The following is a 13,191-nucleotide window of genomic DNA, read 5'->3' as shown; positions in this document are numbered from 1 at the left end:
GCGGGCCGGGCAGCAAAATGCCAGGCAGGCTCTCGCCAGCAGAAACTGATGAAATCGCGTAGCCGAACCTGCACGATGGATTCATCGAATCCCACTCGGGGGCTCCTCAAGAGGAACAAGGGGAAGACATTGGCCACTCCGACGTATACGCATGGTGGATGGCGTCCTTCGGCGGACCGCTTCTTGGAGATCGTCGATCAGCCGCTGTATCGCACGCTGGTGGATCTCCAGGACCTGGTGACGACCGAGACCGCTCTCTTCTGGAGCGAGCGTGGCGTGAAGTCGGTCCACCTCCCCGTCACCACGAACAGCATTTCCAGCCCGATGGGCCTGGGCAGCGACTCGCTCCCCGTCGAGATCGATCTCTTCGGTCAGCGCACCTTCCTCGCGGACTCCATGCAGTTCATGCTCGAGTACGGCTGCCGGCTCAGCCCGCAGGGCAGCTGGTACCTGATGCCGAGCTTCCGCGGCGAGGACTGCGACGAGACGCACCTCAACCAGTTCTTCCACAGCGAGGCCGAGCTGCCGGGTGGCCTCGACGCGTGCATCGACGCGGTCAACGCGTACATGCGGCGTCTGGCGCAGGCCGTGCTGGACCGGTACGCCGACGACGTCCGCGCCATCGCAGGCACCACCGAGCACCTCGAGCGCATGGCGGGCCTGGAGTCCTTCCCGCGCATCACCTTCGACGAGGCCGTCGCCCACCTCGGCGACGACCCGGAGGCGGTCGAGGAGCACGGCGGCTGGCGCACCCTGTCCCGGCACGGCGAGCGGCGCCTGATGGAGGAGATCAGCCCGATCCTGTGGGTCACGCACTACGACCACCTGTCGGTGCCCTTCTACCAGGCCTACGGCGACGCCGACGGCCGCACGGCCCTCAACGGCGACCTGCTCTTCGGCATCGGCGAGACCGTCGGCTGCGGTGAGCGGCACGTCGACGGCGAGCAGACCCGCAAGGCGCTGGCCCACCACCAGGTGCCGGAGGAGGACTACGACTGGTACGTCCGCATGAAGGAGGCCCGTCCCCAGCACACCTCCGGCTTCGGCCTCGGCATCGAGCGCTGGCTGATGTGGGTGCTGAACCAGAAGGACATCCGCGAACTGCAGCTCGCTCCGCGCCTGAACGGTGTCTCCGTGACCCCGTGACGCTCGTCGCCGGGCCCTGCCCAGGGCCCGGCGAGCACCGCAGGCACACCTTCGGCCCTCATCCACAGGAATCGCCATGCCCCTGTTCACCAGTGACCCGATGCCGTCGGCCGGCAGCACGGACGACGCACCGGCGCCGACGGGCCACGTCGCCGAGGTCGCACCGGCACCGATGGCCGCCGGCGCCCTCGTCCGGCGGGAGTACGGCCCGGCCGGCCACTACCTCCTGACCGGCCGGGCCCTGCGCCGGCTGCGGGACGCGCAGCAGCTCGTCGAGAAGCGACTGCGCGCGGCGGCCGTGCGCAGGACCCATCTGCCGGTACTGGTGCCGCCGGTGCTCGTGGCCCCTGTCGAGGCGCTGCTCGCGCCCGGGCTCCGGCGCACCGCGGTGACCACGCACGACTCGGAGCGGCCCAAGGGGTGGTACCCGACGGCCGGACTGTGTCTGCGCGGACTTCCGCTGGTCGCCAAGCAGCGCTTCAGCTGGCGGGAGCTGCCGGTCGGCTACTGGACGAGCGGCCCTGCCGTCGCACCGGTGGCCACGGCGGGTCCCGACGCGGAGGACCAGGTGTGCGCGGACGGCCTGCTCGCGCAGCCGCAGGAACGGCCCACCGATCCGGCCGCGGTGATCGGCGAGCTCCTCGACGCACTCGGTGTGCCGACCGAACCCGCCGCCGAGCCCTGGGCGTTGACCGGCGACGCACTGGTCTGGCGGCACAAGGGCCGGGTCACCGCCTCGGTCCAGGACCTGCCCGCCGACGCCGCCAAGCGGTACGGCGCCTGCTACATGGACACGGACAACCGGCTCCAGCCGCTGGCCGTCTCCTTCTTCCACATCAGCCAGTACGCGCTGCTGCGCGGAACGGAGGACCTCCGGTGACCGCCGCCACCTGGACAGGGGACGCCGCGGCGCTGCAGCGGTCGTACATCGTCAGCGCCAAGTACCCGGTGTCCGGTGCCAGTGGCTGGCTGCCGCACGGGTACGCCCTCTGCTCGAACGTCCTCGACGCGTTCCGCGCGTTCTTCGCCTCCGGTGGATACGAGGAGCTGGGTCTCGCCTCCGCCGTGCCGCTGGACGCCATGGAGCGGCAGGCGGGCTCGATCAAGAGCTTCCTGGACCGGATCTACCTGCTGCGCAGCGGCGATGAACAGGCCGAGCCGGTCGCTCTCGCGTCGACGATCGAAGCGCAGATCTCCGGTGTCATGGCCGCCTGGCTGCGTGAGGGGCACCGGCCGCCGTTCCGGGTCACCACGGTGCGGACCGTCGGCCGGCACGAGGGGCACGGCACGCGCCCCCTGTGGATGGAACGTTTCGTGTGGCCCTTCTTCGAGGCGCAGGCCGCCTTCGTGGGCGACGGTTCGGCCGACACGTCGTTCATGCTGCACGCGACCGGCGGGGTCGCGGCCGCCATGGGCCTGCCCACCGTCGCCGTCGAGCGGCTGAAGGAGCCGGGTGCCGCGGGGGCGTACGCGGACCGGCGCCACGAGCTGGTCACCCTGCTGCCCGAGGGCACGTCGACCACGCTCACCTCGGTGTACGAGCTGGGCACCCGGTTCAGCGAGACGTTCGGTGTGCACAGCGACGGCGTCCCGCTGTCGATGCTGAACTTCGGCTTCTCGGCGCGGCTGGTGCTCGCCCTGCTGGTGCACGCCCACACCGACCCGGACAAGCCGGTGTACCACCCGTCGATCGCCCCCGTGCAGGTCGCCGTCGTCCCCGCCGTGGCCGAGGGCGCCGGCCGTGCCGCCGCGCTCGCCGCCGCCCTGGACGCCCACGGCATACGGGCCGAGGTGTTCGGCGACCAGCGCGGCTACCGGGCCCGGACGACCCGGGCCAGGGCGCACGGGGCTCCGCTCTTCCTCACGGTCGAGGGCCCTGAGCGGGGCGGCGTGCTGCTGCTCGGCGAAGACGTGGGCGAGGGCCGGACCATCACCGAGACCGAGGTGGCCGCACGGGCCGCCGAGCGACTCGCCGTCCTGGGCGAGACGTTGTGCCGCAGGGCCGTGGACGCCCACCGGGAACGGATCCTCGACCGCGCCGGCTTCCCGGAGCCCGGGGACCTCGCCCGCATCCCGGCCGCCGTGCGCGTGCCGCTGTGCACCGCGGCCGCCTGCGTGTCGGCCGCGCTGGACCAGGACGTGCTCGATGTGATCGGCCGGCCCACGGGCGAGAACGGCGCCGCGTACGACGCCGGCGCCGCACCTGACCGGCCCTGTGCGCACTGCGCCCGCCCGACCGGCTCGTCGGTGCTGCTGGGACGCAAGTTCCGGGGCGAGAAATGACCCGCAGGAGAAGAGAGATGGCCCAGTTCCCCGACGAGACGATACGCACCGGCCGACTTGTGCTGCGTCCCTTCGCCGAGCGCGACATCCCGGCGGTGCAGGCCGCGTGCGACGACGAGGTGACACAGCGGTGGCTGCCGCTGCCGAGCCCCTACACCGAGGAGCACGCCCGCTGGTGGTGCACCGAGGGCGCCCCGCAGTCGCTGAGCAGCGGCGACGGGATCCAGTTCGCGGCCGAGGACGGCACGAGCGGCGAGCTGGTCGGCTGCTTCGGGTTCAAGTCGACCAACTGGCGCGAACTGACGACGGAGATCGGCTACTGGACCGTACCGGCCGCCCGCGGCCGGGGCTTCGCCCAGGAGGCCGTACGGGCCCTCGCCGCCTGGGTGTTCACCGCGACACCCGTCCGGCGCATCACCCTGCTGGCGGCCACGGAGAACGTGGCGTCCCAACGCGTCGCCCTCAAAGCTGGGTTCACCCGCGAAGGAGTGCTGCGCAGCGCGGCGGTCACGCACGCCGGGCGGGTGGACTGCGTGGCCTACGGGCTGATCCCGCGCGATCTCCCCGGCGATTCCCGGGACACGCCGGCCGGCGGCACGACGTGCACCCCGTCCGCCGAGTACGAGGCGGCCACCCCCGCCGGCCGGGCCGCCGCCCGCACGGTCACGCCCGGCGCCCCGCTGAGCCGTCTGCGCGAGGAGACGCGTGATCGTCTCTCCGAGGGTCCGGTGCTGATCAGCGCGCACGAGCACACCGGGGCCGAGCTGATCTTCCACGACGAGGCGTCGCAGCACACGTACCGGCAGTCGGTGCAGGAGCTGATGACCCTGCTCGTCTCGCTCGGGCGGCAGGCCCTGCCCGAACCGCCCGCCGCGGTCGGCGCCCTGATCCTGCCGATGCCGTACTACCGCCGCTTCAAGCCCGAGGGCACCGCCGTCGGCCCCGACGCGTGCAGCCGGATGATCCGCCATCGCAACCTCGAACTCCTCGACGACTGCGCCCGGTTCCGCAAGGACAACCGGCCCTCCGCCGGGCTTCCCATGACCGCGCTGATGGCGGACCCCTTCCGCGACGCCGACGACTTCGCGGCGGACTACGCGCACCGCCTCGAGGAGGTGTTCGCGCTCAAGTGGCATCCGCCGGCCGCCGAGGTGCCCATCGCCGAGTACGTCGCGCGCGGCTACCTCGACCTGGCCGCCCGCTGGAACGTTCCCACCGTGCTCCACTGCTCCCCCGAGGGCAGGCTCGGCGACCTGGCCGAGATCCGCGCCGACGCCGTGCCCGCGGCCGTGTCGGCAGGCGCCCGCATCAGCATCGCCCACCTGGGCTTCCTCAACGCCGGCCTGCCGGAGGTCCTGTCCCACCCCGGCGTGTACGCCGACCTCGGCCCCTGGGAGGCCGTGTGCGAGCGGACCGTCGGCGACCCGGGCCCGGCCGACTCCGACGCACGCCTCTCGGCGCTGATCGCCGAGTGCGGTGAGCGCCTGATGTTCTCGCTGGACACGCCCTGGCACCTGCAGCCGTGGGACGACGGACGCGTGCTGGGCGCGGAGACACCCGACGCCGTACGCCGCATCGTCCGCTCGCTGGAGTCCAGCGGGGCCGACACACGCTCGCTGCTCTCGGACAACGCCCTGCGCTACCTGTTCGGGGCGTCATGAACCTCCGCGGCGACGAGAACGCGGCAGCGGGCCGGGGCCTTCCCGTCACCACCGCGCCACCCGGCCTGCGTCCGGGCGCCGTCATCGGTGTGGCCGCCACCAGCGCCTGGGCCGCCGGGCGCTTCCCCGGCCGCACCCGCAGGAGCGTCGCGGCGCTGGAAGAGGCACTGAACCACCCGGTACGGCTCGCGCCCGAGAGCCGGTACGCCGGCTCGATCGCCGGGACGGGGCGCGAGCGCGCCCGCGCGCTGCTCGACCTGTACGCCGACCCCGAGGTCGGCGCCGTGTTCACGACCATCGGGGGCAACAACTCCAACGACCTGCTGGAGCACCTGGACGAGCTCGCCGGCCTGCCGCCCAAGATCCTGATCGGCTACAGCGACAACACCGCACTGCTGCTGGGCTGCCAGGCGCTCACCGGGACGACCGTCTTCTACGGGCCGGCCCTGCTCCCGCAGTTCGGCGAGTGGCCCCGGCCCTACCCGGAGACGGTCGAGCACCTGCGGCACACCCTGACGGCGGGCACGGGCGGCGTCTGGCCGTTGCCCGACTGGTGGACCCAGCCGTACGGGGACTGGGCCGCCGCCGACGAGCAGGAGCGGCCCCGCCACCCCGGCAGCGCCTACGTGCTGCGCCCCGGGTCCGCCGACGGCGTGCTCTTCGGCGGGAACATCCCCACGCTCGGCTTCCTCGCGGGCACCCGGTGGTTGCGTCCGCCCGCGGGCCCGACGGTGCTGTGTCTGGAGGGCACCGAGGACGGCGCCGGCATCGCGGCGTTCCAGCGCAGTCTCACGCAGCTGCGCCACCTGGGGATCGCCGAACGGGCGGTGGCGGTGCTGGTCGGCCGGACGCCCGGAGGGCCGTTCGGGGCCGAGCACACCGAGGCGCTGCACCGCATCCTCCTCGACGCCTTCCCCGGCGACGTACCCATCGTGATGGACCTGCCGTTCGGGCACACGGACCCGATGCTCACCGTTCCGCTCGGGGCGGCGGCCCGCGTGGAGGCACACGGCGAACGGCCCGTGATCCGCGTCCCGGGCCCGACCGTCGCCCCGGCCGCCGAGCCGACGAGCACGCACGGGAAGGAAGCCCCATGTCGCTCCTGAAGGACCTCGTCTCACTGCCCCGCCCCGCCAGGACCCTCCTGGCCCTGGGCGCGGTCAACAACATCGGCTCCGGGCTGGTGCTGCCGTTCCTCGTGATCTACGTCCACCAGGTCAACGGCCTCGGCCTCGCCACCGCGCTGCACGCCGTGTCGGTGACGTCGGCAGCGGTGATCGCCGGCGGACTGCACGCGGGCCGGCTCGCCGACCGGATCGGCGCGCGCCGCGCGGCCGGACTGCACATGTTCCTCAGCGCCCTGGGCGTGACCGGGTTCGCGGTCTCCTCCCAGGGCTGGCAGTTCCTGCTGTCCGCGGCGGTCTGGGGACTCGGTCTGGGCGGCTCGTCGGCGTGGAACGCCATGCTCGCCGCCGCCGTGCCCGCCGAGTCCCACCCGGTGGTGTTCGGCGCGAGCTTCACCCTCGCCAACGCCGCCATGGGCATCGGCGGCCTGCTCGGCGGCGTGGTGGCGAGCGTCTCCCACCCGTTGTCGTTCCGGCTGCTGTACGGCGCCGACGCGCTGAGCTATCTCGGGGTGGCGCTCGTGATGTTCCTGCGACGCGACGGCGACACCGCGCAGGACGAACCGGCCGCCGCCACCACCGCGCAGAAGCGGCCGGCCGGCTACCGGCAGGTGCTCACCCATGGCCCGTTCCTGCTGGTCCTGGCCCTGGGCATGGCGCTCTACTTCGTCTCGTACGGGCAGCTGGAGGCGGGCCTGCCCGCGTTCCTGGTGGCGCACACCGGCATCGGCCCCTCCGATCTGGCGATCCTGTTCGCCGTCGACACCGCGGGTGTGATCGGTGCCCAACTGGCGCTGCACGAGCTGATCAAGCGCAGGCGGCACACCCACACGCTCGCCCTGGCCGCGGCCGCCTGGGCCGTGAACTGGGTGCTCGTGCTGTGTGCCGCGGGCATCGGCCACCGCGGCGCGCAGCTCGCCGTGCTGATCGCCGCGATGGTGCTGTTCGCCGTCGCCGAGACCCTGTTCGCGGCCGGGATGCCCTCGCTGGTGAACTCGCTGGCCCCCGCACACCTGCGCGGCCGCTTCAACGCGGCCTGCGGAGTCGCCACGTCACTCGGTTTCGTGACCGGGCCGCTGGCCGCCGGCGTGCTGGTGGGCAGCGGAGCCGGAACGGCGTTCGTCGCCGGGCTGGCCGTGCTGAGCGGCCTGGCGCTGCTCGTGCTGATCGCCACGACGGGGCTCCTCGGCCGTGCCGCCGTCGCCGCGTCGGCCGCGCCGCAGGGCCTGGCCGTCCCCCAGGAGGCCGGTGCATCAGAGCCCGCCCCCGCCTGAACTCCACGGCCATGAGCGACCAGAGAGGCTTCCATGACATCCATCCTCCAACTCCAGGACGAACTCGCTCAGTTCACCGCCGCCGACCCGGATGACTCGGTCACGCTCGCCTACCTCGCCACGGGCGGCATCGACCCGGGCCGACTCCACACCGCTCTCACCTCGCTCGCCCGGCGCCACCCGGTGCTCCGGGCGGCCGAGGCCCCCGTCGTCCACGACACGCCCGGCGCGGGCTGGGAGGCGGTGGACACGGCCCTCAAGAGGGCGGAGAGCCACGCGGCCCCGCCCTTCGAGCTCGACGGCGGCCCTCTGCTGCGCGCCGACCTCCACCGCTGGCCGGGCGGTGCCCTCCTGCTCGTCCACGTCCACCGGTCGGCCGTGGGCGGCCCGTCGCTCACCGTCCTGGAGGCGGAGCTCGAAAGTCTGTACGGCGCCGCGGGGCCGGTGTCCCCCGTCGAACCCGGTGCCGGGCCGGCCCTGGACCCGGACGCCGAGAACGCCGCGAGCACGGCGTGGCGAGACCACCTCGCGGGCGTCGGGGCCCTGCACTGGCCGGGGCTGCCGGCATCGCCGGGCCGGCCCGCCGCTGTGCGGGTCCCCCTCGACCGCCGGACGCTCGACGGGCTGCTGAGCAGGGCCGGGGCCACGCACCCGCGGGTCACGCCGGCGGCGGCGGTCTTCGCCGTGTACGGCCTGGCGGTGGCCCGGTTCACCGGGCAGCGGGACTTCTGCGTGGGGCTGTCGGTGCCCGTGCGGACCGACCCCGGCCGGCAGGAGGCCATCGGCGCGTCGGCCGGTCTCGTGCCGGTGCGCGTCCGCGTGGGGGAGTCCGGCACGGACGCCGGCCTCCGCTCCGTGCTCGACTCGGCCGCCTTCGCCGTACGCCACCAGGGGCTGGGGTACGCGAAGATACGCGCCTGCGCCCCGCAGGACACCGCGCCCCTGCTGCGGACGGTGTTCTCGCAGTGGCCGAGGTGCGCCTCGCGCACGCTGCGTCTCGACGGCGCCGAACTGGCCCCGGCGCGGCTGAAGCCCCGCACCAGCCCCTTCGACGTCACGGCCGAGGTCGTCGACCCCGTACGGGCCGACGGACTGCTCCACCTCGACCTGAGCGCCGACCCCACCGTCGTCGACGGTGACGCCCTGAACGAACTCGCCGCCGCATTCCGGCGCACCGCCCGAGAACTCACCGCCCAGGAGGTCAGCGGATGACCAGCGACACCCCGCTCGTCTCCCCGGAGGAGATCCTCTCCGCGGAGGTGGCCAAGGACCCGGCCGCCTTCTTCGCGGGACTGCGCACCCACGATCCGGTGCACTGGAACGAGCCGACCCGCAGCTGGTACGTCACCCGGCACGCGGACGTCGAGGCGCTGCTCCTGGAGCCCGCCCTGGGCGCCCGGGACAAGACCGAGATGCTCGCCTCGATGAGTGAGGACATGCGCGCGGCCTTCGAGCCCGTCGAGCGGTTCCTCGGCAAGTGGCTGGTCTTCGCGGACCCGCCGTACCAGCTCAGGGCCCGCAAGGCGCTCCAACGGGCGTTCACCCCGCGCAGCCTCCACCCGTTCGCCGCGACCGTCCGGGCCCACGCGGAGCAGGCCGTACGGGCTCTGCGCCCCGGCGAACAGGACCTGTTCCAGCAGGTGGCACGGCCGTACGCGCTCACCACGATCTGCGCGTTCCTCGGCATCGAGGACGCCGAGCGGGCCGACGTGCTGGCCTGGTCGGACGCGCTGATCGGCTATCTGAGCATGCCGGCCCTGCGCAAGGAGACCGCCCTGGCCGCGGGGAGCGCGGTGAACGGGCTCACCCGCTACGTCACCGGGACCGTGCTGCCCCGCGCCGCCGGTCCGATGGCCGCGCTGCTCGGTGACCTGCACGCCGGCGGCGAGCTCGACGACGTCGAGGTCACCGCGATGTTCGCCCAGCTGCTGACCGGCGGCGCCGAGCCGGTGGCCACCGCCGCAGCCGTCGGCATGGCCTGCCTGCTCGCCGCACCCGAGCAGCACCGGGCGCTGCGCACCGGCGACGTACCCTACGCCGCCGCGGTCGAGGAAGCCCTGCGCTACGCATCCCCCTTCAACTTCGCCCCCCGCACGGCCCTGCGGGACTTCGGATTCGCCGGGCACCGGATCACACGCGGCCAGCGTGTCGTGCTGGTCCTCGCGGCGGCCGACCGCGACCCGGAGGTCTTCACGGACCCCGACCGGTTCGACATACGGCGCACCGGCGCCCGCCATGTCGCCTTCGGCCGCGGCGGGCACTTCTGCCTCGGCGCCGCACTGGCCCGGATGGAGATCGAGGCACTGTTCCGGGCGCTCGACGAGCGGCACCCGGGCCTGCGCGGCGGTTCGCCCGCGATGGTCCGCGAGCCCGCCTTCGGCGTCACGTCCGTCTCCGCGATCCCCTGCCTGGTCTGACCCCCCCCCGACTTCCCGCCCGTACCGAGGTGAATCCATGCACTCCCGGCTCATCCGCTCCACCTTCCTCGACTTCTTCTCCGAACGCGGCCACGAGCTCGTACGGTCGTCCTCCCTCGTCCCGGACGACCCGACGCTGCTCCTCGCCAACGCCGGCATGAACCAGTTCAAGCCCTACTACCTGGGCGAGACACCGCCGCCGTACCCGCGGGCCGTGTCGGTCCAGAAGTGCGCCCGCACCTCCGACATCGAGAACGTGGGACGCACCGCCCGCCACGGCACGTTCTTCGAGATGCTCGGCAACTTCTCGTTCGGCGACTACTTCAAGGCCGACACGATCGCGTACGCCTACGAGCTCGTCACCCAGGGCTTCGGGCTCGACCCGGAGCGGCTGTGGGCGACGGTCTACCTCGACGACGACGAGTCGATCCGCTGCTGGGAACGCGTCGGCATCCCCGCGGAGCGCATCCAGCGGCTCGGCAAGGAGGACAACTTCTGGTCGATGGGCGTACCCGGACCCTGCGGGCCCAACTCCGAGCTCTACTACGACCGGGGCCCGGCGTTCGGCCCGGACGGCGGCCCCGCCGTCAACGACGAGCGGTACATGGAGATCTGGAACCTCGTCTTCATGCAGTTCGGGCGCGGCGAGGGCGAGGGCAAGACCGACTACCCGATCCTCGGTGAGCTGCCGATGAAGGGCATCGACACCGGCATGGGCCTGGAGCGGCTCGCTATCCTGCTGCAGGACGTCGAGAACGTCTGCCAGACGGACCTGCTGGCCCCCACCCTGCACACCGTCCAGGAGCTCGCCGGGCGCGGCTACCCCGGCAGCGGCACCGAGAAGATGTCCTTCGAGGTGATCACCGAGCACGCCCGCGCCATCGCCTTCCTCGTCGCGGACGGCGTACTGCCCTCGGGCGAGGGCCGCGGTTACATCCTGCGCCGGCTGATGCGCCGCTCCGTCCGTCACGGACGGCTGCTCGGCATCGAGGGGCCGCTGCTGCCCGCGGTCACCGCGAGCGTCGTGGAGAACCTGGGCGGGGTCTGGACCGAACTGGCCGACCAGGCCGGACTGATCGAGCAGGTGGTCCGGGCCGAGGAGGAGTCCTTCGGCCGTACGCTGCGACAGGGTGCCAAGCTGCTCGACGCGGCCGTACGGCGGGCCCACGAGGAGAAGTCGGCCAGGCTGTCCGGCGAGACCGCCTTCGAACTCCACGACACCTTCGGCTTCCCCGTCGAACTGACCCTGGAGGCCGCGCACGACGCGGGCCTCGCCGTCGACGAGGAACGCTTCGCCACCCTGCTCGCCGCCCAGCAGCAGCGGGCCAAGAGCGGCGGCAAGGCGCGGACCGCGGCCGCGCTGCGGCGTCAGGAGGCGTACCGCGAACTGGTCGCCCGGCACGGGCGGACGGACTTCGTCGGCCACGAGCGGCTCACCGCCGAGACCGCCGTGCTCGCCCTGCTCGACGACGGTCGTCGGGTGCCGGCCGCCGCCGAGGGCCAGGAGATCGAACTCGTCCTGGCCGCCACGCCGTTCTACGCCGAGCGCGGCGGGCAGGTCGGCGACAGCGGTGTACTGCGCACCGCCGACGGCGCTCGCGTGGAGATCACCGACACCCGGGGCGGCCTGCCCGGCTTCCACGTCCACACCGCCCGGGTCGTCGAGGGCGAGATCCGCTCCGGTGACACGGCCGAAGCCGCTGTCGACGCACGGCGCCGCGCCTCGATCGCCCGCTCCCACTCGGCCACGCACGTCCTGCACGCGGTCGTCCGGGAACTGCTCGGCGACCACGCGGCCCAGCACGGATCCCTCGTCGACGACGGCCGGCTCCGCTTCGACTTCGTCCACTTCTCGGGCCTGTCGCAGGACCAGTTGGGCGAGATCGAGGCCCGGGTCAACGAGCGGCTGCTCGCCGACCCGGAGGTCCGGGTCTGGTACGCCGACCGCGCCGAGGCCGAACGGGCCGGTGCCCTGGCCCTGTTCGGGGAGAAGTACGAGGACACCGTGCGCATCGTCGACATCGGTGACTTCTCGCGCGAGCTGTGCGGCGGCACGCACGTCACGCACGGCTCCCAGGTGGGCGCGTTCCGCATCGCGGGCGAGTCGTCGGTGGGCTCCAACCTCCGCCGCATCGAGGCGTGGACGGGGCAGGAGGCGCTGCGCTCCGCGGACCGCGAGCGCCGGCTGCTGCGCGACCTCTCGGCGCTTGTCGGCACGCGCCCCGAGGACGCGCACGACGCCCTGGCCAAACGGCTCGACCAACTGGCCCGCGCGCAGGCCGAGGTCGAGCGGATGAGGGGCAACGAGCTGACCTCGATGGCCGCCGGACTCGCGGAGAAGGCCGAGGTCGTCCCCGGCGGCCTGCTGGTGGTCACTCGCGTGGAGGGGGTGGACGGCCAGGAGCTGCGCCGCCTCGCCTCCACGGTGGCGCTGCGGATCGCCTCCGGCCTCGGTGTGGTCGTCCTCGGAACCACGGAAGGAGACAAGGCGATGCTGGCCGCCGCGGTCGGCAGCCACTTGCGCGAACAGGGCGTGGCGGCGCGCGACGTCCTCGTCGAGGCGGCCGCGGTCATCGGCGGCGGCGCCGGCGGCAAGGGGCCCCTCGCCAGCGCGGGCGGCCGGCGAGCCGCCGGGCTGGGTGACGCCCTGACCACGGCCCGTGCCGCGGCCTCGACGCTCCTGAGCAGGAGCGCGCTGTGACGGCCGTGGAGGCGGGGACGCGACCGCGCGCGGCCCTGTCCGGTGCCGCCGTCGCGGGGACCACCGGCGGTGTCGACGTGCACGGCACGCTGGCAGCGCTGTTCCGGCTGGCCGGGGCGAGGCACCGGTTCATCGCCCATGCCCCGCAGGGCCGTACCGACCTGGCGAGCTCCCTGCGCGGGCACGGGCTGAGGCAGGCGGCGAAGTCGATCGTGCTGCGCGTGGCGTACGGCAAGCGCAAGCGGCGGTACGTCCTCGCGGTGGTCGCCGGCGACCGCAGGGTCGACCTCGCCGCGGTCGCGGACCTCATGGGCGGCACGGAGGCGTCCTTCGCCGTACGGGACGTGGCCGAGGAACTGACGGGCAGCGTGAGCGGGTCCATCGCGCCGTTCGCGCTCTGCTCGACCGAGTTGGAGGTCCTGGTGGACGAGGAGTTGACCACGCTCGACACGATCTACTTCAATACGGGACGGCTCGACATGTCGGTCGAGCTCGCGGTGTCGGACTACCTGGAACTGGCCCGCCCCGCCGTCGCCGCCATCGCACAACGCTGAGCGGCCGTGCCCCGGCCCGGCGGTGGGTGGT

The 13,191-nt window shown here is 73.3% G+C and carries 10 protein-coding genes; all 10 read left to right on the top strand.

Annotated elements, in window-relative coordinates:
- The first annotated feature begins 183 nt into the window (after positions 1 to 183).
- The 10 genes from AB0N17_RS15000 (at position 184) to AB0N17_RS14955 (ending at position 13,160) form a co-directional block, all read left to right on the top strand.
- Positions 184 to 1,146, top strand: coding sequence for an amino acid--tRNA ligase-related protein (locus AB0N17_RS15000; protein WP_366011730.1), 963 nt, complete (start codon positions 184 to 186; stop codon positions 1,144 to 1,146).
- Between the two features lie 76 nt (positions 1,147 to 1,222).
- A complete protein-coding gene (locus AB0N17_RS14995) occupies positions 1,223 to 2,026 on the top strand; it encodes a hypothetical protein (protein ID WP_366011729.1) in 804 nt (267 codons plus the stop codon).
- On the top strand, positions 2,023 to 3,429 hold the full coding sequence (locus tag AB0N17_RS14990; protein ID WP_366011728.1) for a hypothetical protein: 1,407 nt from the start codon (positions 2,023 to 2,025) through the stop codon (positions 3,427 to 3,429). The genes AB0N17_RS14995 and AB0N17_RS14990 overlap by 4 nt, the downstream gene beginning before the upstream one ends.
- 17 nt (positions 3,430 to 3,446) lie before the next feature.
- The gene (locus AB0N17_RS14985) at positions 3,447 to 5,090 is read left to right on the top strand and encodes a GNAT family protein (protein WP_366011727.1); all 1,644 of its coding nucleotides are present in this window, start codon (positions 3,447 to 3,449) and stop codon (positions 5,088 to 5,090) included.
- Positions 5,087 to 6,196, top strand: a complete 1,110-nt coding sequence (locus AB0N17_RS14980; protein ID WP_366011726.1) for a S66 peptidase family protein — start codon at positions 5,087 to 5,089, stop codon at positions 6,194 to 6,196. The genes AB0N17_RS14985 and AB0N17_RS14980 overlap by 4 nt, the downstream gene beginning before the upstream one ends.
- On the top strand, positions 6,184 to 7,488 hold the full coding sequence (locus tag AB0N17_RS14975; protein ID WP_366011725.1) for an MFS transporter: 1,305 nt from the start codon (positions 6,184 to 6,186) through the stop codon (positions 7,486 to 7,488). Before AB0N17_RS14980 ends, AB0N17_RS14975 begins: the two co-directional genes overlap by 13 nt.
- A 33-nt stretch (positions 7,489 to 7,521) precedes the next feature.
- Positions 7,522 to 8,700 carry a condensation domain-containing protein gene (locus AB0N17_RS14970; RefSeq protein ID WP_366011724.1) on the top strand — a complete coding sequence of 393 codons (1,179 nt, stop codon included), beginning with the start codon at positions 7,522 to 7,524 and terminating at the stop codon, positions 8,698 to 8,700.
- Positions 8,697 to 9,905, top strand: coding sequence for a cytochrome P450 (locus AB0N17_RS14965; RefSeq protein ID WP_366011723.1), 1,209 nt, complete (start codon positions 8,697 to 8,699; stop codon positions 9,903 to 9,905). The genes AB0N17_RS14970 and AB0N17_RS14965 overlap by 4 nt, the downstream gene beginning before the upstream one ends.
- A 37-nt stretch (positions 9,906 to 9,942) precedes the next feature.
- Positions 9,943 to 12,606: an alanine--tRNA ligase gene (alaS, locus tag AB0N17_RS14960; protein ID WP_366011722.1), complete on the top strand. Its 2,664-nt coding sequence runs from the start codon at positions 9,943 to 9,945 to the stop codon at positions 12,604 to 12,606.
- Complete coding sequence (locus AB0N17_RS14955) at positions 12,603 to 13,160, top strand: YbaK/EbsC family protein (RefSeq protein ID WP_366011721.1); 558 nt, start codon at positions 12,603 to 12,605, stop codon at positions 13,158 to 13,160. Before alaS ends, AB0N17_RS14955 begins: the two co-directional genes overlap by 4 nt.
- The last annotated feature ends 31 nt before the right edge of the window (positions 13,161 to 13,191 follow it).

This window comes from Streptomyces sp. NPDC051133, assembly GCF_040682635.1.
GTDB lineage: Bacteria > Actinomycetota > Actinomycetes > Streptomycetales > Streptomycetaceae > Streptomyces.
This window is presented reverse-complemented; position numbering and strand designations above follow the sequence as displayed.

Coding starts and splice junctions, on each gene's coding strand:
- AB0N17_RS14995 (WP_366011729.1), top strand. CDS start 1,223: ATGCCCCTGTTCACCAGTGACCCGATGCCGTCGGCCGGCAGCACGGAC.
- AB0N17_RS14985 (WP_366011727.1), top strand. CDS start 3,447: ATGGCCCAGTTCCCCGACGAGACGATACGCACCGGCCGACTTGTGCTG.
- AB0N17_RS14980 (WP_366011726.1), top strand. CDS start 5,087: ATGAACCTCCGCGGCGACGAGAACGCGGCAGCGGGCCGGGGCCTTCCC.
- AB0N17_RS14975 (WP_366011725.1), top strand. CDS start 6,184: ATGTCGCTCCTGAAGGACCTCGTCTCACTGCCCCGCCCCGCCAGGACC.
- AB0N17_RS14970 (WP_366011724.1), top strand. CDS start 7,522: ATGACATCCATCCTCCAACTCCAGGACGAACTCGCTCAGTTCACCGCC.
- AB0N17_RS14965 (WP_366011723.1), top strand. CDS start 8,697: ATGACCAGCGACACCCCGCTCGTCTCCCCGGAGGAGATCCTCTCCGCG.
- alaS (WP_366011722.1), top strand. CDS start 9,943: ATGCACTCCCGGCTCATCCGCTCCACCTTCCTCGACTTCTTCTCCGAA.